We start from the raw sequence: 17,133 nt of genomic DNA on the forward strand, positions 1-17,133 counted from the left end.
AGGACCGGATCGACGACCTCGCCGAGGCCGGCGTCATCGACGAGTCCAAGGGCGTCTCGCTCGTGGCCAGCGCCTGGCGGCGGCTGCGGCGCAACCCGATCTTCCTGATCGGGGCAGCCATCACGGCCGCGTTCGTGCTGCTCGCGTTGCTCTCGCCGTTCCTGGCGCCGCACGACCCCGCGGCGCGGCTGCTCATCGACCAGGTGCGCCCGCAGACCAACCCGGTGCCCGGCCCGCAACCCGGCTTCCCCCTCGGCGCCGACTCCTAGGGCCGCGACCTGTTCTCGCGGTTGCTCGTCGGCAGTCGTCAGACGCTCATCGTCGGGGTCATGGCCACCCTCGGTGGCCTCGCCGGCGGCCTGATCCTGGGGACGCTCGCCGGAGCGTTCGGCGGCTGGGTCGACGCCTTCGTCATGCGAGTCGTCGACGTCATGCTCTCGCTGCCGAGCCTGCTGCTCGCGTTCTCGATCGCGGCGATGGCGCAGCGCCCGAGCCAGTGGACGGTGATCACCGCGATCGCCATCGTCAACATCCCGATCTTCGCCCGACTGCTGCGCGGCTCGATGCTCGCCCAACGACATTCGGATCACGTGCTGGCCGCTCGGGCCCTCGGCGTCAAGCCCTCGGCGATCGTGTTCCGGCACATGCTGCCCAACGCGCTCGGCCCGGTCATCGTGCAAGCCACCCTCGTGCTGGCGACGGCGATCATCGACGCGGCGGCCCTGTCGTTCCTCGGCCTGGGCAATCCCGACGACCGCGCCCCGGAGTGGGGCCAGATGCTCGGCATGGCCCAGCAGTACCTCTCCGACCACCCGCACCTGGCGGTGTACCCGGCGATCTGCATCATCATCGTGGCGCTCGGCTTCACGCTGATGGGCGAGTCGCTGCGCGAGGCCCTCGACCCCAAGACTCGGAGGTAGCGCGATGCCTGCTTCGTCGACCGACACCCGCGCGCAGTCCGGCACCGCGAGCGCGGCCCCGCTGCTACAGGTGCGCGACCTGTCGGTGACCTTCCAGCGGCAGGGCGAGCGGCCGTTCACCGCCGTCGACGGCGTCAGCTTCGAGGTGCGCCCCGGCCAGACCGTCGGCCTCGTCGGCGAATCCGGGTGCGGCAAGTCGGTGACGTCGCTGGCGATCATGGGGCTGCTGCCCCCGCGGGGCAACAAGGTCACCGGCTCGGTCGAGTTCGGCGGCACGAACCTGCTGACCCTGGGCAAGAAGCAGATGCAGGACCACCGCGGCCGCGACCTGGCGATGATCTTCCAGGACCCGCTGTCCAGCCTCAATCCCGTGATCCCGATCGGCATCCAGGTCACCGAGGTGCTCGAACGACACCGCGGGATGTCGCGGCGGGCCGCGCGACCGATCGCCCGCGAGATGCTCGACAGGGTCGGCATCCCTGACCCCGACCGGCGCCTGACCGACTACCCGCATCAGCTCTCCGGCGGCATGCGGCAGCGGGCGCTCATCGCGATCGCGCTGGCCTGCGAGCCGCGGCTGCTCATCGCCGACGAGCCCACGACCGCGCTCGACGTGACGATCCAGGCCCAGATCCTGACCCTGCTGCGCGACCTCGTCGAACAGACCGGCACGGCGCTCATCATGATCACCCACGACCTCGGCGTCGTCGCCGGGCTGTGCGACGAGATCAACGTGCTCTACGGCGGCCGGATCGTCGAGCGCGGCGAGCGGCACGAGCTGTTCGCGCAGCCGCGGCACCCGTACACCGCCGGGCTGCTCGCCTCCATCCCGCGGCTCGACGCTCCCCGGGGCGCGCGGCTGACCCCGATCCCCGGGTCCGTCGCCGACAACCTGCCGTGGACCCACGCCTGCGCCTTCGCCCCGCGCTGTAGCCGGCCGATCGAGGTGTGCCGCACCCAGACTCCCGATCTGGTCGAGCGCGGGACGCGGGCCCTGCGCTGCCACAACCCGGTGCCGCCCGCGCCGCAACAGGCGCCCGGCGACGCGGACGGCGCATCGCACACTCGTGAGGGGGACCAGTGAGCCGGACCGACACCGCCTCCGCTCCGGCTCCGGGGCTCGACGCGGACACCCTGCTGAGCGCCACCGGCGTCAAGGTGCACTTTCCCATCAAGCGCGGGGTGATCTTCGACCGCACGATCGGCCACGTCTACGCCGTCGACGGTGTGGACCTGACGATCAAACGCGGCCAGACCTACGGGCTGGTCGGCGAATCGGGCTGCGGCAAGTCGACGTTGGGGCGGGCGATCCTCAACCTCGAGCCGCCGACCGACGGCTCGGTGGTCTTCGACGGCGTCGACATCGCCTCGCTCAAGGGGGAGACGCTGCGGCGGCGCCGCAAGGACATTCAGATGGTCTTCCAGGACCCGCTGTCGTCGCTGGACCCCCGCCAGTCGGTCGAATCGCTGCTCATCGAGGGGATGAAGGCGCACGACCTGGCGCCCGACGCCAAGGCCGCGAACGCTCGGCTGCGGCAGTTGCTGGCCGACGTCGGGCTACCCGCGGCGGCGCTGCATAAGTACCCGCACGAGTTCTCCGGCGGGCAGCGGCAGCGCATCGGCATCGCCCGCGCGCTCTCGGTGGAGCCCAAGCTCATCGTCGCCGACGAGCCCGTCTCCGCCCTCGACGTCTCAGTGCAGGCGCAGGTCATCAACCTGCTCGAGGACCTGCAGGAGGCGTACGGCCTGACGTACCTGGTCATCGCCCACGACCTGGCGGTCGTGCGGCACATCAGCGACCGCATCGGCGTCATGTACCTCGGGGCTCTGGTCGAGGAGGCCGGCGCCGACGACCTGTACGCCCGGCCGCTGCATCCGTACACGCGCGCGCTGATGTCGGCGGTGCCGGTGCCCGATCCCCTCGTCGAGGACCGCCGCGAACGCATCCTGCTGACCGGCGACCTGCCCTCACCCTCGCGGCCTCCGGCCGGCTGCCGCTTTCACACCCGCTGCCCGTGGCGCCAGGAGACCCGCTGCGACACCGAACGGCCCGCGCTGCGCCCCGTGACCTTGGCGGGGGTGCCCGAGACTCACCTCGTGGCCTGTCATTTCGCCGAGGACATCGACGCGGGTCGCATCCAGCCGCACGCCGTCGCGGCCGGCGCCGTCGACCCCTCCGCCGACGAATCCGCCGACGTCAGCTTCGGTGGACCCGCGAGCCTCACCGAGGCCACCGGACCCTGACCGTCCACATCCCTGGCTGTCCACATCCGGACCGTCCACATCCTGGGCGCTGCGCTGGCTGCCGACGGTTGCGGTTGCGACGGCGACGCTGGGCAGGGAGGGCGACGGTCGGCGGAGGGGCGGCGCGGGTGGGGTTGGGGCTGAGGGGCTGGTCAGGCGGGCGCTCCGGCTCCGGTCTGGACGGCCCAGAGACCGGCGTAGGTGCCGCCGCTGGCGAGCAGCTCGTCGTGCGTGCCTGACTCGACGATCCGGCCGGCCTCCAGCACCCAGATGCGGTGGGCGTGCCGCACGGTCGAGAGCCGGTGCGCGACGACGAGAGCGGTGCGGCCCAGGGCCTCGCGACGCAGGGACGACTGGATGGCCGCCTCGGTCTAGTTGTCGACGGCGCTGGTCGCCTCGTCGAGCACGAGCACCGCCGGATCGCGCAGCAGCGCCCGCGCGAGTGCCAACCGCTGCCGCTGCCCACCCGAGAGCGTGACCCCGCGCTCGCCGACCCAGCTGTCGAGGCCCTGCGGCAGCGCCTCGATGAAGTCCAGCGCGGCCGCGGCCCGGGCGGCCTCCCGGATCTGCTCGCGCGTCGCACCCGGCCGCCCGTAGGCGATGTTGTCGGCGATCGAGCCGGCGAAGACGTAGACGTCTTGGGCGACATAGCCGATCGCCCCGCGCAGCGAATCCCAGTCGAGCTCGCGCACATCGCGCCCATCCAGGGCCACCGTGCCGACCCGCGGGTCGTCGAAGCGCAGCACGAGCCGCAGCAGGGTCGACTTGCCGGCCCCGGTCGGCCCGACGATCGCGTGGGTCTGGCCCGCCGGCACGTGCAGGTCGATGTCGTGCAGCACGTGCGGCTGCTCGCCGTAACCGGTGCTTACCCCGCGCAGCTCCAGCGCCCCGGCGGGCTTGGCGGGCAGAGAGACCGAGCCGGCCTTGACCTCGATCGGCTCACCGAGCAACGTCAGAATGCGGGTCGTGCTGGCCCGGCCGCGCTGATACAGGTCGAGCACCTGCGCGATGTCGGTCAGCGGCCACAGCAGCCGCTGGGTCATGAACACCAGCACCGAGTACATGCCGACCTGCAGCGTGCCGTTCAGGGTGGCCCAGCCGCCGAGCAGCAGCGTGCACGTGAACCCGGCCAGAATCGCCATCCGGACCAGCGGCACGAACGCCGCCGAGCTGCGGATCGCCCGCACGTTGGCCTCCCGATACGCCTCGGAGTAGCCCGCGATCCGGGTCCGCTCGCGGTCTTCGGCGGTGAACGCCTTGATCGTCGCGATCCCGCCCAGGTTGGCCGACAGCGCCCCCGAGACATCGGCCACGGCCTGGCGCACGCCGGCGTACAGGGGCTCGAGGCGCTTTTGGAACCACAGCGACCCGATGACGATGAGCGGGATCGGGAGGAAGGCGAACAGCAGCAGCTGCCAGGAGGCGATGGCGAAGACCGCGCCGACGAGCACGATGTTCAGCGCGGTCTGCAGGATGCGTGGGGCGCCGACATCGAGAAAACGCTCGAGCTGATTGACGTCGTCGTTCAGGGTTGCCAGGGTCGCGCCGGCGGGGCGGGATTCGTGCCAGCGCAGGTCGAGGTGTTGGGCGTGGTCGTAGGCCTGCACCCGCAGGTCGTGCTCGACCCCCTGGGCGACCCCGCGCCAGAGCACGTCGGCGATGTACTCGCTGGCCGACTCGATGATCCACACGACGACGTTGATGACCGCGAGCCACGCGAGCTGGGAGTAGCGCGACTCGACCCCCAGCACCTGCCCGACGAACGAGGCGTCGCCGCGCACCACGACATCCACTGCCGCGCCGATGAGCAGCTCGGGCACCACGTCGGCGACTTTGTTGACCACCGAGGCGGTCACCGCTGCGATCAGCCGCGGCCGATGCTGCCCGTAGCGCGCCCAGAGGGCGTGCAGCGGGCGGTCGGGGTCCATGCTGACGTCCAGGGGGACCGTGGCGGAGGTCGGGGAGTGGGTCGCGGAAGGCACGCCTCACCTTTCCATCGGGTCGAGTGCGGCGTTGCGCGAGGTGTTCGGATCGTCACAGGCGGCACCGCTTGCCAGATCACGCACCCTAACCCCTAAGGTGCCTTAGGTAAGCCTTACCTTCGTCGAGAGACCCGCCCCCATGCGATCCCGTTCCCTGGCCGGCGCCACCGCCTCCCTCCTGCTGCTGGCCCTGGCGGCCTGCGGTTCCAGCACCGCCGACCCCGCTGCGAACAGCACCACCCCGGCCGGGGAGGCCGCGACCGGCGCGGCCTTCCCCGTGACGATTCAGCACGCGTTGGGCAGCACGACGATCGAGAGCAAGCCGGAGCGGGTGGCCACGGTCGCGTGGAGCAACCACGAGGTGCCGCTGGCCCTGGGCGTCGTACCGGTCGGCATGAGCAAGGCGACGTGGGGCGACGACAACGGCAACGGCGTGCTGCCGTGGGTCGAGGAGAAGCTCACCGAGCTGGGTGCGCAGACCCCCGTGCTGTTCGACGACACCGACAGCATCGACTACGAGGCGGTCGCGAACACCAAGCCCGACGTCATCCTGGCCGCCTACTCGGGATTGACCAAGGAGCAGTACGACACTCTGAGCAAGATCGCGCCGGTCGTCGCCTACCCCAAGGCCGCCTGGGGCACGTCGATGGACGAGATGATCAAGCTCAACAGCTTGGCCATCGGTCTGGGTCCCGAGGGCGAAAAGCTGGCCACCGACCTCGATGCGCAGGTCAAGGCCACGGGGGCGAAGCACCCTGAGCTGGCCGGCAAGACCGCGCTGTTCTCCTTCATCGACACCACCGACCTGAGCAAGGTCGGCTTCTACAACACCAACGATCCCCGCGCGGCGCTGTTCACCGAGATCGGCATGACCGAGGCCAAGGCCGCCACCGAGTCGGCCGCGGCCGGCCCCGCCTTCTTCGGCACGATCAGCGCCGAGCAAAGCGACTCCTTCGCCGACGTCGACCTGGTCGTCAGCTACGCCAAGGACGAGGCCGCGACGCTCAAGGCGGTCGAGGCCGATCCGCTCTGGTCGAAGATCCCCGCCGTGAAGAACGGCTCCATCGCGCTGCTCAAGGACGACACCCCGCTGGCCGCCGTCGCCAACCCCTCGCCGCTGTCGATCCCGTGGGGCATGGACAAGTACCTGGCGGTGCTCGACGCCGCGGCTACCAAGGCGCCGTGAGTTTCCTGCTCGCGACGCGGGCGAAAACGCGCAGCGGGCCGGGCGTCGCCACCGCCCGGCCCGCTGCGGCTGCCCGGACGGTGGGCGCCGAGGGCGCCGAGGGCGCCGAGTTGGGCACCGAGTCGCCCGCCGAGCTGCCCGCCGAGCTCGCTGGGCGGCGGCGCTCCCCCGCGACCCGCTGGACCTGGTTGGGGGTGGCGCTCGTCGCGCTCGTAGCGGCGGCGCTGGCCTCGGTGACCTTCGGGGCGCGCGAGATCGCGTGGTCCGATCTGGTGGCGGCGCTGCGCGGACATGAGGAGACGGTCTCGCAGGCGGCGGTGGCCAAGCGCATTCCGCGCACGCTGCTCGCGCTGCTCGTCGGGGCCGCGCTCGGGGTGGCCGGGACCGTCATGCAGGGCGTGACCCGCAACCCGCTGGCCGATCCCGGCATCCTGGGGGTCAGTTCGGGGGCCTCGCTGGCGGTCGTGAGCGGCATCGCGTTCTTCGGTCTGGCCAGCCCGACCGGCTACATCTGGGTCGCGATTCTCGGCGCGGGCATCGCGGCGGTGTTCGTCTACGTCGTCGGGTCGCTGGGGCGCGGCGGGGCCACCCCGCTGAAGCTGGCCCTGGCCGGCGCGGCGACCTCGGCGGCGCTGACGTCGCTGATCAGCGCCATCCTCCTGCCCCGCATCCAGGTGATGGACTCGTTTCGGTTCTGGCAGATCGGCGGGGTGGGCGGAGCCAGCCTCGGCAAGATCGTGCTGGTGCTGCCGTTCCTGGTCGTCGGCACCCTCTTGTGCCTCGTGATGGCTCGCGGGCTCAACTCGCTGGCGCTCGGGGACGAGTTGGCGGCCGGGCTCGGGGAGCGAGTGATGCGCACCCGGATCGTCGCCGCAACGGGCGCGGTTGCGCTCTGCGGAGCGGCGACCGCCGTCGCCGGCCCGATCGGCTTCGTCGGACTCGTCGTGCCGCACGCGTGCCGACTGCTCGTGGGCCCTGATCACCGCTGGCTGCTGCCGTTCTCGGCGATCGTCGGGGCCGTGTTGCTCACGCTCGCCGATGTGGTCGGCCGGGTGGTCGCCCGTCCCGACGAGATCGACGTCGGTATCGTCACCGCCCTCATCGGCGCGCCGGTCTTCATCGCGATCGTGCGCCGGCAGAAGGCGCGGGCGCTGTGAGCGCGCCGGCACGCCGGTCTGCAGTGACGCCTACCGCGCCGGTGGTCCCCGCGAGTGTCCGTGAGCGGGTCGCTCGCGGGCGGGTCAACCGGGCCCGAGCCCGCGTGGTGGCGGTGGCGGTGCTCGCCCTGATCGCCGCGAGCCTCTTCGCGGTCGCCCTCATGGTGGGTCAGACGTTCTACGGCGCCAGTGAGGTGCTGCGCGTCGTCCTCGGCCAGACGGTGCCGGGCGCCAGCTTCACCGTCGGTGAGCTGCGGCTGCCGCGGAGTGTGTTGGCGGTGCTCGCGGGCGCCGCCTTCGCCCTGGCCGGGGTGACCTTTCAGACGATGCTGCGTAACCCGCTGGCCTCGCCGGACATCATCGGCATCAGCTCCGGAGCCAGCGCGGCGGCGGTCTTCGGCATCGTCACCTTCGGCCTGAGCGGGGCGACGTTGTCGATCGTCGCGATCGTCGCGGCGCTGGCCACGGCGTTGCTGATCTACGGACTGTCGTACTCCGGCGGGGTCGCCGGTACCCGGCTGATCCTCATCGGCATCGGCATCTCTTCGATGCTGCATTCGGTCGTCTCCTACCAACTCATCAAGGCCGCGACGTGGGATCTGCAGACCGCCATGCGCTGGCTGACCGGCTCGGTCAACGATGCGACGTGGCAGGTCGTCGCGCCTCTGGCGGTGGCCCTGGCGGTGCTGGCTCCGGTGCTGTTCGGCCAGGCCCGCAACCTGACCCTGCTGCAGCTCGGTGACGACACGGCCGCCGCGCTCGGGGTCAGTGTCGAGCGCACACGATTGTTGGCAATCGTGGCGGCGGTCGCGCTCGTCGCGTTCGCCACGGCCGCCGCCGGGCCGATCGCGTTCGTGGCCTTCCTCTCCGGCCCCATCGCCGCCCGCATCGTGCGCCCGGGCGGCTCGCTCATGCTCCCGGCTGCGTTCGTCGGGGCGTTGCTCGTGCTCGGCGCCGACCTGCTCGGGCAATTCGCGTTCGACGCCCGCTATCCGGTGGGGGTCATCACCGGCGCCCTCGGCGCGCCCTACCTGGTGTACCTGCTGGTGCGCACCAATCGTTCCGGAGGTTCGTTGTGACCGTTGACCATTCGCTGATCGCCGAGCGGGTTCGGCTGGGTTACGGCGAGCGCACCGTCGTCGACGAGCTAGACCTGTCGATCGAGCCGGGAGCCATCACGGTGATTGTCGGCGCCAACGCGTGTGGCAAGTCGACGTTGCTGCGCGCGTTGGCGCGGCTGCTGACCCCGAGCAGCGGGCGGGTGCTGCTCGATGGTGCGGACCTGCACCGGCGATCGACGAAGGAGGTGGCGCGCACGCTCGGACTGCTGCCGCAGTCCCCGGTGGCGCCGGAGGGGATCGTCGTGGCCGACCTCGTGGCCCGGGGCCGCAGCCCGCATCAGCGGATGTTCGCGCGCTGGTCGCCGGCCGACGACGAGGCGGTCGCCGCGGCCCTGGAGGTGACGGGCACGGCCGACCTGGCCGACCGCTCCGTCGACGAGCTCTCCGGCGGCCAGCGGCAGCGCGTGTGGATCGCGATGGCCCTCGCGCAGCGCACCGACGTGCTGCTGCTCGACGAGCCGACGACCTTCCTCGACATCAGCCACCAGGTCGAGGTGCTCGACCTGCTCACCGACCTCAACCGGCTGCGCGGCACGACGATCGTCATGGTGCTGCACGACCTCAACCTGGCCGCGCGCTACGCCGACCGGCTGGTCGCGGTGGCCGGAGGCCGGGTGTACGCGCAGGGCGCGCCGGGGCAGGTGCTCACCCAGGAGGTCGTGCAGGAGGTCTTCGGCCTGCGCAGCCAGGTGGTGCCCGACCCCGTCTCCGGTACCCCCATCGTGCTGCCCATCGGCCGGCACCACGTGCGCGCCCCCGAGCCCGCGGCCAGCTGACCGCGCCGTCAGCTGACCGCGCCGTCAGCGCCCGGCCGCACCTCCGCTTATCCGCCGGGCCCTCCGCCCGCCAGTCCACATCGTGGGCGTTGCGCTGGCTGCCCAGGGGCGCGGTTGCAACGGCGACGCTCGGCAGGGAGGGCGCCCGTCGGCGGGAGCGGGCTGCGTGCTGGCCAGTCCACATCGTGGGCGTTGCGCTGGCTGCCCAGGGGCGCGGTTGCGACCGCGACGCTCGGCAGGGAGGGCGCCCGTCGGGTGGGCGTTCTGCTGACCGGGCCCGTCCACATGCTGGATGTTGCGCTGGCTGCCCAGGGATGCGGTTGCGACCGCGACGCTCGGCAGGGAGCGCGCCCGTCGGGGGCCGGCGGGCTAGACCTCGGTGCTGGCCACTAGTCGCTCGACGCTGTCGAGGATGAGGTCGAGCGCGAAGTGCAGGTCGGCTTGGTCGTCGTGGGCTCGGTCGTAGAAGCCCGAGTTCCAGGTCGCGAACAGGCTCGGAAAGCGCGCGGGGTCGAAGTAGCGCTCCCACACGGAGGCTCGGGCTGCCCAGTGCTCGTCGGCCGATTCTCCCGTGCGCGAGGCTTGGGCGGCATCGGCGATCTCGCCGCGCGCGATGCCGAAGATGTAGGACTCCAGCAGCTCACTGACGCGGGCCGCCTCGCCGAGCGGCAGGTGGGCGTCCCGTCCGACCGCCAGCAGGTCGTCGCTGATCGTGAGCACCCGCGGGCCGGGTGGCAACCGCCAGAGGTTGGCGTGCACGAGCCAAGGATGCCGCCGATACATCGCGAGCGCCTGCTCGGCGTGGTGGATATACCTCTGCCGCCACCCCTGACTGGCCTGCGAGCGGGTACGCGCGGCGTATGCCCGGTCGATCATCAACTCGAATAGCTCGTCTCGGCCAGGGACGTAGGTGTAGAGCGACATCGCGCCGACCCCGAGGCGACGGGCCAGCGCGCGCATCGACAGCGCCTCGAATCCCTCCTCGTCGGCCAGGGCCATCGCCGCGTCGAGCACCTCGTCCAGCGTGATCTTCGGGCGTCGGCCGCGGGCGGATGGGGCTGGGGGGTCCCACAGCAACTCGACGACGCGCTGCCCCGCGGCGGTGCCTTCGCCGGGCTCCGCGGGGGCCACGGCGGGCTCGGCAGGGTCGGCGCCCTCGGCGTCAGCGGCGGTCCGGTTTGTGCTCATCGCCTAGCCACTCCCTTCGCCGTGATCGATGACGTACAGAGTACGTCTTGTGATTCTCGTACGATGTACGGTACGGTCGCGTTATCTACGTACACCGTACGAGTGTGGCCAGCGGTATCGCGTCGCACTCGGCGACAGCAGGGGGACCCAATGATCCATACGCAAGCGCTGACCCGGACGTTCACGTCCGGCAAACAGAGCGTCGAGGCCGTCGCCGGCATCGACCTCGACATCGGCCGCGGCGAACTCGTCGCGGTCCTCGGGCCGAACGGAGCGGGCAAATCGACGACCCTGCGGATGCTCACGTCGCTGCTGCCGCCGACCTCCGGGGTCGCGCGAGTTGCCGGGATCGACGTCACCGCGGATCCCGCCGGGGTGCGGGCCCGGATCGGTTACGTCGGGCAGAAGGACGGAGCGGGTCACAACTATCGGGTCGCCGACGAGCTGCTCATGCAGGGCCGCTTCTACGGGCTGGACCGGGCCGCGGCCCGGCAGCGGGTCGACGAGCTGCTGAACACCCTCGACCTGCCTGGCCTGGGGATGCGCAAGGTGAGCACCCTTTCAGGCGGGCAGAAACGCCGCCTCGACATCGCACTGGGCCTCGTGCACTCCCCGGGGCTGCTGTTTCTCGACGAGCCGACGACCGGCATGGACCCGCAGGCCCGGGCGAATCTGTGGGAGCACATCGGCGCCCTGCGCGAGCGGCTGGGCATGACGATCGTCGTCACGACCCACTACTTGGAGGAGGCCGACGCGATGGCCGAGCGGGTCGTCATCGTCGATCACGGCAAGATCATCGCCGACGACACGCCGGCGCGGCTCAAGCGCAACCTGGCCGGCGACCACATCGACGTCACCGTGCCCCGCGCTCAAGAGGTGGTCGCTCGCGAGGTGCTGGCCCAGCTCGGCACGGAACCGGGCACGGTACCCGCTGTCGTTGACCCCGTGCCGGGAGGGGCCGTGCCGCGGGCCGAGTTGGTCGGCGTGCGGGTGCGCGTGCCCTCGGGCCCGGCGGCGCTGCCCCCGGCGCTGGCCCGACTCGCCGCAGCGGGGGTCGAGGTGAGCGCGGCGAGCGCCCAGCAACCCACGCTTGACGACGTCTTTCTCAACCTGACCGGCCGCAGCCTGCGTGAAGGAGCCGAAGCCTAATGTCCACCACCGACCTGACGACGACCCCTGCGCCCGCGCCTGAAACGCCCGCGCCCGTGCGCCGCGGCCTGTTCGCGGACATCGGCTCGGTGTGGATGCGCGAGACGCTGACGATCCTGCGCGACCCGTTCTCGCTGATCTTCTCGCTGCTGCAGCCGTTGGTGTTCCTCGGCCTGTTCGCTCCGCTGCTGGCCGGGATGTCGGGGGAGGGTGGACCGGCGACGCTGCAGTGGTTCCTGCCCGGCGTGGTCGTGATGATCACGATGTTCGGCACGTCGATGACTGGCTCGAATCTGCAGTTCGAGATCATGACCGGCGCCTTCGAACGCATCCTGGCCACCCCGCTGCGCCGCTCGGCCCTGCTCGTCGGGCGGGCCTTGAAGGAACTGACGCCGCTGCTCGTGCAGGCCCTCGTCATCGTGCTCGTCGCGTGGCCCTTCGGTTTCGCGCTGCATCCGGCGCACATCGCCGTCGGCCTGGTGATCATCGGCGTCTTCGGAGTCGGCGTCGGCGCCCTCTCGTACGCGCTGGCCATCGCGGCGCGCAAGGCGGAGTGGATTTTCTGGGCGGTGCAGCAGACCCTGCTCTTCCCGCTGCTCATCCTCTCCGGCATGATGCTGCCGCTGGAGACCGGGCCGCGGTGGATGCAGGTCGCCGCCCAGTTCAACCCGCTGACCCACATCGTCGACGCCCTGCGGGTGCTGTTCGCGGGCGGCTTCGACATCACGGTCGGCTACGGCGCGCTGGCGGCCGTGCTGACCTGCGCCGTCGGCCTGACCGTCGGAGTCCGCTCCATCACCCGCACGGTCCTCTAGCCCCGACGCCGACCCGCCCACCCGCCGGTTGGCTCGCTCGCTCGTCCGCATCCTGGATGTTGCGCTGGCTGCCCAGGGTTGCGGTTTCAACCGCAACGCTCGGCAGGGAGGGCGACTGTCGGGGTTTGGGGTGCCGGGCCCGGGCTGTCCACATCCTGGATGTTGCGCCGGCTGCCGACGGTTGCGGTTGCGACCGCAACCCTGGGCAGGGAGGGCGACCGTCGGCCTGGAGGCTGACTTCGGCCAGGACTTGGCGGGCCCCAACCGCCCGCGAGGGGCTACCGCGAGACGTCCAGCACCTCGATGCGGCACGTAGGCCCGGTCGCACGGTCGAGCCGCCCGTCGCCGGTGACGAGCGGGACCTCCAGCGCCTCCGCGAGAGCGACGTAGGCCGCGTCGTAGGCACTGAGGCTGTGGCGCAGTTGCCAGCTCCGGTTGAGTAGCGCCGGGTGGGCAGCGCGCCGGAGTGGGAGCGCCACCAGGTCCTCGATGGCGGTCTGGGCGCGAGCCGCCGTCACCTGGCTCGAGCGCACCAGGCCGCGCAGGACCGACAGCACCTCCAGGTCGATGATGGCTGGCGCAGCGAGGCGCTCTCCGCGCAGCCTGGAGCGCGCGCGTGCGCCGTCGGCGCCGTCATCTACCAGTGCGACGGCGAGCACGCTGGAGTCAACGACGATCACGGTCGTCGCGCACCATGGCGGCGGCCTGCGCGAGGTGCACCGAACCGCCCGATCTTGCCCCCGCGCGGTCCAGCACCTCATCTACCGTCGGCTGGGCCGCTTCCTCGATGAGGCGGGTGAGCAGGTACTCCTGCAGCGATTGATGCGCCGCTGCCGCGCGGGCACGCAGGACCGCATGGGTCGCTTCAGGTACGTCTTTGATCTGCACACTGGGCATGGGGCCATTATGGCGCCATGCTCAGGCGGCGGCCAGTCTGGGCGGCCCAGCAGGCGCGCCCGATGGATGCCGCCCCTGCCGACGTTGCCGGCAAGCACTCGATCAATCGCCCGTCCACATCCTGGGTGGTGTGCTTGCTGCCGACGAATGCGGTTGCGACCACAACCATCGGCAGGGAGGGCGACCTTCGGCGGAGGGGGCTGGGCCGGGGCCGGTGGTGAGCTGCTACTCCTTGAGCGGCTACTCCTGCAGGAGGCCGCGGATGTCATCGGCGGTGAGCATGGTGTCGATGGCGCCGCCGGCGTCGATGACGTTGGCGAACAGGTCGCGTTTGCGTTGCTGGAGAGCGACGACCTTGTCCTCGATGGTGTCGGCGGCGATGAGCCGGTAGACCATGACGGTCTTGTCCTGGCCGATGCGGTGGGTGCGGTCGACTGCCTGCTGCTCGGCGGCCGGATTCCACCACGGGTCGAGCAGGAAGACGTAGTCGGCCTCGGTCAGTGTCAGGCCGAAGCCGCCGGCTTTGAGGCTGATGAGGAACACGGGCGCATCTCCGTCGCGGAACTCCTGGATGCGCGCCGGCCGGTTGCGGGTGCGGCCGTCGAGGTAGGCGTACTCGATGCCGTCGGCCGCGAGGCGCTCGCGCACCAACCCCAGGAAGCCGGTGAACTGGCTGAACACCAGGGCTCGGTGCCCCTCGGCGGCGACCTGCGCGATCTGCTCGGCGAACGCCTCGACCTTGCTGGCCGGGATGCGGGCGTGCTCGGGGTCGACGAGAACCGGTGCCAACGCCAACTGCCGCAGCACGGTCAGCGACCGGAAGATCGCCACCCGGTTTCGGTCGAAGTCCTTCAGCAGCCCGAGCACCCGCTGCCGCTCGCGTTGCAGCCGCCGGTCGTAGGCGCGCCGGTGGGCGGGCGCGAGGTCGATGCGCATCACCTGCTCCTGCTTGGGCGGCAACTCGGGCGCGACTGCCTCCTTGGTGCGGCGCAGCATCAGCGGCCGCACCCGCCGCTGCAGCCGCGCCAGCCGCTCCTGATTGCCCTCGTTCTCGATCGGTTTGCGGTAGGTCTCGACGAACGCCCCGAGCTTGGGAAACAACCCGGGTGCCGTGATCGAAAGCAGGGCCCACAGGTCGAGCAGCGAGTTCTCCAACGGGGTGCCGGTGATCGCGATCTTCGTCGGTGCGTTCAGGGATCGCACCACCTGGTGGGTCTTGGCGCGCGGGTTCTTCACGGCCTGGGCCTCGTCCAGCAGCACCGCTGACCACGGCTGCTCCAGGAAGGAGTCGGCATCGATCCGCACGATCGCGTACGAGGTGACGACGATGTCGCACTCCGCGGCGAGGTCGGGCAGTGGCTCGCGGCGTTTGGCGCTGGTCTGGGTGACGGCGCGCACCCGCAGCCCGGGGGTGAACCGGGCGGCCTCCCGGCACCACGTGTCGATGACGCTGGTCGGCGCGATGACGAGCGCGGGCCGCTCCAGCTGCCCGGCGGCCTTGGCGTGCTCCAGCGCCGCGAGCGCCTGCATGGTCTTGCCCAGGCCCATGTCGTCGGCGAGCACCCCACCGAGCTGGTGCTCGCGCAGGTAGGTGAGCCATTGGAAGCCGTCGAGCTGGTAGGGCCGCAGCGTCGCCTGCAGGCCGGGCGGCGCGGGGAGCGGCTCGCGGTCGGTATCGGCGAGTAGTCCGCCGACGGACTCGCGCCACTGGGCGCACTCGGTGGTCGTCGCGGCGATGTCGGCCAGCTCGTCCCACAGCCCGGCCTGCCAGCGGCTGATCCGCAACTCGTCGCCATCGCTGAGCTCGCGGGCCTCCTCGATGAGTTGCCGCAGCTGGTCGAGCTGCGGCAGGTCGAGGCTGAACCAGGTGCCCGAGTCGAGCAGCAGGTGGGGATCGCCCTGGCACAGCGCGGCGAACAGCGGCCGAAACGGCACTTCCTGCTCGCCGAGGCGCACCTGCACGTCGAGGCTGAACCAGTCGTTCTGCCCGTTGGGTGCCCCGTCGCCGCGAACGTCGAGGTGCACGGTGGGCGTGAGCTCAGAGGCCCCGTAGTCGGCGGCCTCCCCGATGACGAGCACATCGACGTCCGGGTCCGCGTCGAGCACCGGCAGCACTTCGGCGCTGAACGCGGCGGTCTGCATGCCGGTCAGCGCTGCGCCGCTGCGCAACAGCAGGCGCCCGCTCCCGTCACGCCAGACGGGGGCGCTCACGTGCGCACCGATCAGTGCGGTGCACCGCTCGATGATGATCCGCTCGGCGTCCGGGTCGCGCAACGCCTCGTTGCCGCGCAGCGGCAGCGCCTCGTCGCCGTAGGTCATACTCCAGGCCAGGTGCACTCGGTGCCCCTCGCCGTAGGTGGCCTGCAACCGCAGCCGGGGTGCCTGCGGCTCGGGGAAACGCACGCTCGCATCGCTGCTGAGCACTTCGACGCGCCGCCGCAGGGCCGGGTAGTACCCGGTGAAGAACTTGCCGGCCTCGTCGGCGGGAACCTCGATGCGCCCCGCGGAGAGCAGGCCCTCGATGTCGCCCGATGGCAGGGTGACCGGGGCGATCACCAGCCCAGGGGTGACACCGGCGGGCGCGTCGCCGCGGCGGAACAGCACCGAGGCCGGCTCACCCAGCAGCGCAACCTCCGTGGCGTCCCACAGGCGTCCGTCGTGCCGCACGCGGGCGGCCACCGACAGCGGCACCTGCCGGGCGGGCGCCGCTGCCGGCTCCTGCCCATCCGCCGCAGTGGCTTGCGGGTCGTCCACCCCGTGCGGGCTCGCCGCCCGGACGTCGACCGCCAGCGTCGCCAGGGCGTCGGAGACGACCACCTGCTGCCCCGCGATCGGGGTGACCAGTTGCACTCCGGCGGCCACCGCGTCGGCGAGCAGCCGGACCGTGTGCGACCCCAACGAGTCGAGCCGGATGCAGTCGGCGGAGTTGTAGTAGGTGTAGGAGTTGCCTCCCGCGGTAGCGACCCGGTCGATGGCCTGCAGCGCCGCAGCCTCCGCGCGAGCCTCCGCGCGCGAGCCGGTGCGGTTGGCGAAGTACTGGCCGTAGCGGAACTGCCCCCACGAGACGCCGGACTTCACCCAGCGCCCGGTGGCACCCCGGCGCATGGGCCGCAAGATCACCCGGCATCCGGCGGGCGGTAGCTCCGCGGTGGCCGCGGGCCAGTCCAGCAGCAGGGCAAGGCTCGCCTCCTCCTCCGGCGAGCCACCGACAGCACCGGTCAGCGATTGCAGCAGCTGGTGCCAGGTGTGGCCCGCACGACCCTGCTGCGGAGCAGCGCTATCTGGCACGACGCTCAACGGTGTCGCCGCGGGCGGCGCGGTGGCAGACCCCGCGCGCTGGCTGGCGCGCACCGCGTCGAGCAGCGCGGCGACGACATGCTTGCAGTCACTCTCCATGGGACACGTGCAGGTGTTGTCCCAGTCGAGGTCGATGCCCTGGCCGGTGGTGTGGATCATCACGTGGTACGGCTGCCTTCGGTTGCCGCGCACCACCCCGAACAGCGCGCGCCCGCCACCAACCGGATGCAGGCTGACGACCATCCGGCTGTCGGCGTATTGCCGCCCGCGTTGCAGCGCACCCGTCGGCAGCTCTTCACAGGCCGAGTCGTAGACGTCCTCGACCCACGCAGGCATGCGCGAGGAGGGCTGGGGGCTGGAGGGGACTCCGGTGATCGTCACGTCGGCAACGCTAGGTGCGA

At 71.4% G+C, this 17,133-nt stretch carries 14 protein-coding genes and 1 pseudogene; 9 read left to right on the forward strand and 6 right to left on the reverse strand.

The features are described from left to right. The first annotated feature begins 8 nt into the window (after nucleotides 1-8). From KILIM_RS04415 to KILIM_RS04425, 3 genes and pseudogenes are all read left to right on the forward strand, one after another. Nucleotides 9-920 (forward strand): annotated as a pseudogene (locus KILIM_RS04415) (ABC transporter permease). 4 nt (nucleotides 921-924) lie between these two features. After that, on the forward strand, nucleotides 925-2,004 hold the full coding sequence (locus KILIM_RS04420) for an ABC transporter ATP-binding protein (protein WP_006591427.1): 1,080 nt from the start codon (nucleotides 925-927) through the stop codon (nucleotides 2,002-2,004). Beyond that, on the forward strand, nucleotides 2,001-3,164 hold the full coding sequence (locus tag KILIM_RS04425; protein ID WP_006591428.1) for an ABC transporter ATP-binding protein: 1,164 nt from the start codon (nucleotides 2,001-2,003) through the stop codon (nucleotides 3,162-3,164). Before KILIM_RS04420 ends, KILIM_RS04425 begins: the two co-directional genes overlap by 4 nt. A gap of 152 nt (nucleotides 3,165-3,316) precedes the next feature. On the opposite strand, the gene KILIM_RS24590 is transcribed toward KILIM_RS04425, so the two are convergent. Beyond that, nucleotides 3,317-3,454: a hypothetical protein gene (locus KILIM_RS24590; RefSeq protein WP_006591429.1), complete on the reverse strand. Its 138-nt coding sequence runs from the start codon at nucleotides 3,452-3,454 to the stop codon at nucleotides 3,317-3,319. A gap of 81 nt (nucleotides 3,455-3,535) precedes the next feature. Continuing rightward, nucleotides 3,536-5,146 (reverse strand): ABC transporter ATP-binding protein, encoded by a 1,611-nt coding sequence (locus KILIM_RS04430; RefSeq protein ID WP_006591430.1) that lies wholly within the window; start codon nucleotides 5,144-5,146, stop codon nucleotides 3,536-3,538. Between the two features lie 139 nt (nucleotides 5,147-5,285). On the opposite strand from KILIM_RS04430, the gene KILIM_RS04435 reads away from it, so the two are divergent. From KILIM_RS04435 to KILIM_RS04450, 4 genes are read left to right on the forward strand one after another with little or no spacing between them, the layout of a single operon-like run. Beyond that, nucleotides 5,286-6,332, forward strand: coding sequence for an iron-siderophore ABC transporter substrate-binding protein (locus tag KILIM_RS04435; RefSeq protein WP_006591431.1), 1,047 nt, complete (start codon nucleotides 5,286-5,288; stop codon nucleotides 6,330-6,332). Then, nucleotides 6,329-7,489: a FecCD family ABC transporter permease gene (locus tag KILIM_RS04440; RefSeq protein WP_006591432.1), complete on the forward strand. Its 1,161-nt coding sequence runs from the start codon at nucleotides 6,329-6,331 to the stop codon at nucleotides 7,487-7,489. The genes KILIM_RS04435 and KILIM_RS04440 overlap by 4 nt, the downstream gene beginning before the upstream one ends. A 41-nt stretch (nucleotides 7,490-7,530) precedes the next feature. Next, nucleotides 7,531-8,568 (forward strand): FecCD family ABC transporter permease, encoded by a 1,038-nt coding sequence (locus tag KILIM_RS04445; RefSeq protein ID WP_006591433.1) that lies wholly within the window; start codon nucleotides 7,531-7,533, stop codon nucleotides 8,566-8,568. Continuing rightward, entirely contained in the window at nucleotides 8,565-9,386 is an 822-nt protein-coding gene (locus KILIM_RS04450) for an ABC transporter ATP-binding protein (protein WP_006591434.1), read from the forward strand. Before KILIM_RS04445 ends, KILIM_RS04450 begins: the two co-directional genes overlap by 4 nt. Before the next feature lie 369 nt (nucleotides 9,387-9,755). On the opposite strand, the gene KILIM_RS04455 is transcribed toward KILIM_RS04450, so the two are convergent. Next, on the reverse strand, nucleotides 9,756-10,574 hold the full coding sequence (locus KILIM_RS04455) for a TetR/AcrR family transcriptional regulator (RefSeq protein WP_006591435.1): 819 nt from the start codon (nucleotides 10,572-10,574) through the stop codon (nucleotides 9,756-9,758). A gap of 150 nt (nucleotides 10,575-10,724) precedes the next feature. Here KILIM_RS04455 and KILIM_RS04460 point away from each other — a divergent pair, with 150 nt between their 5' ends. Then, nucleotides 10,725-11,723: an ABC transporter ATP-binding protein gene (locus KILIM_RS04460; RefSeq protein WP_006591436.1), complete on the forward strand. Its 999-nt coding sequence runs from the start codon at nucleotides 10,725-10,727 to the stop codon at nucleotides 11,721-11,723. Then, nucleotides 11,723-12,538 (forward strand): ABC transporter permease, encoded by an 816-nt coding sequence (locus KILIM_RS04465; RefSeq protein WP_006591437.1) that lies wholly within the window; start codon nucleotides 11,723-11,725, stop codon nucleotides 12,536-12,538. The genes KILIM_RS04460 and KILIM_RS04465 overlap by 1 nt, the downstream gene beginning before the upstream one ends. 278 nt (nucleotides 12,539-12,816) lie before the next feature. Here KILIM_RS04465 and KILIM_RS04470 read toward each other — a convergent pair whose 3' ends face one another. The 3 genes from KILIM_RS04470 to KILIM_RS04480 form a co-directional block, all read right to left on the reverse strand. Next, a complete protein-coding gene (locus KILIM_RS04470; RefSeq protein ID WP_006591438.1) occupies nucleotides 12,817-13,218 on the reverse strand; it encodes a type II toxin-antitoxin system VapC family toxin in 402 nt (133 codons plus the stop codon). Then, on the reverse strand, nucleotides 13,205-13,435 hold the full coding sequence (locus KILIM_RS04475; protein WP_006591439.1) for a FitA-like ribbon-helix-helix domain-containing protein: 231 nt from the start codon (nucleotides 13,433-13,435) through the stop codon (nucleotides 13,205-13,207). Before KILIM_RS04475 ends, KILIM_RS04470 begins: the two co-directional genes overlap by 14 nt. Before the next feature lie 240 nt (nucleotides 13,436-13,675). Next, complete coding sequence (locus KILIM_RS04480; protein WP_157551456.1) at nucleotides 13,676-17,113, reverse strand: DEAD/DEAH box helicase; 3,438 nt, start codon at nucleotides 17,111-17,113, stop codon at nucleotides 13,676-13,678. Nucleotides 17,114-17,133 lie beyond the last annotated feature (20 nt).

The organism is Kineosphaera limosa NBRC 100340 (assembly GCF_000298215.1).
GTDB lineage: Bacteria > Actinomycetota > Actinomycetes > Actinomycetales > Dermatophilaceae > Kineosphaera > Kineosphaera limosa.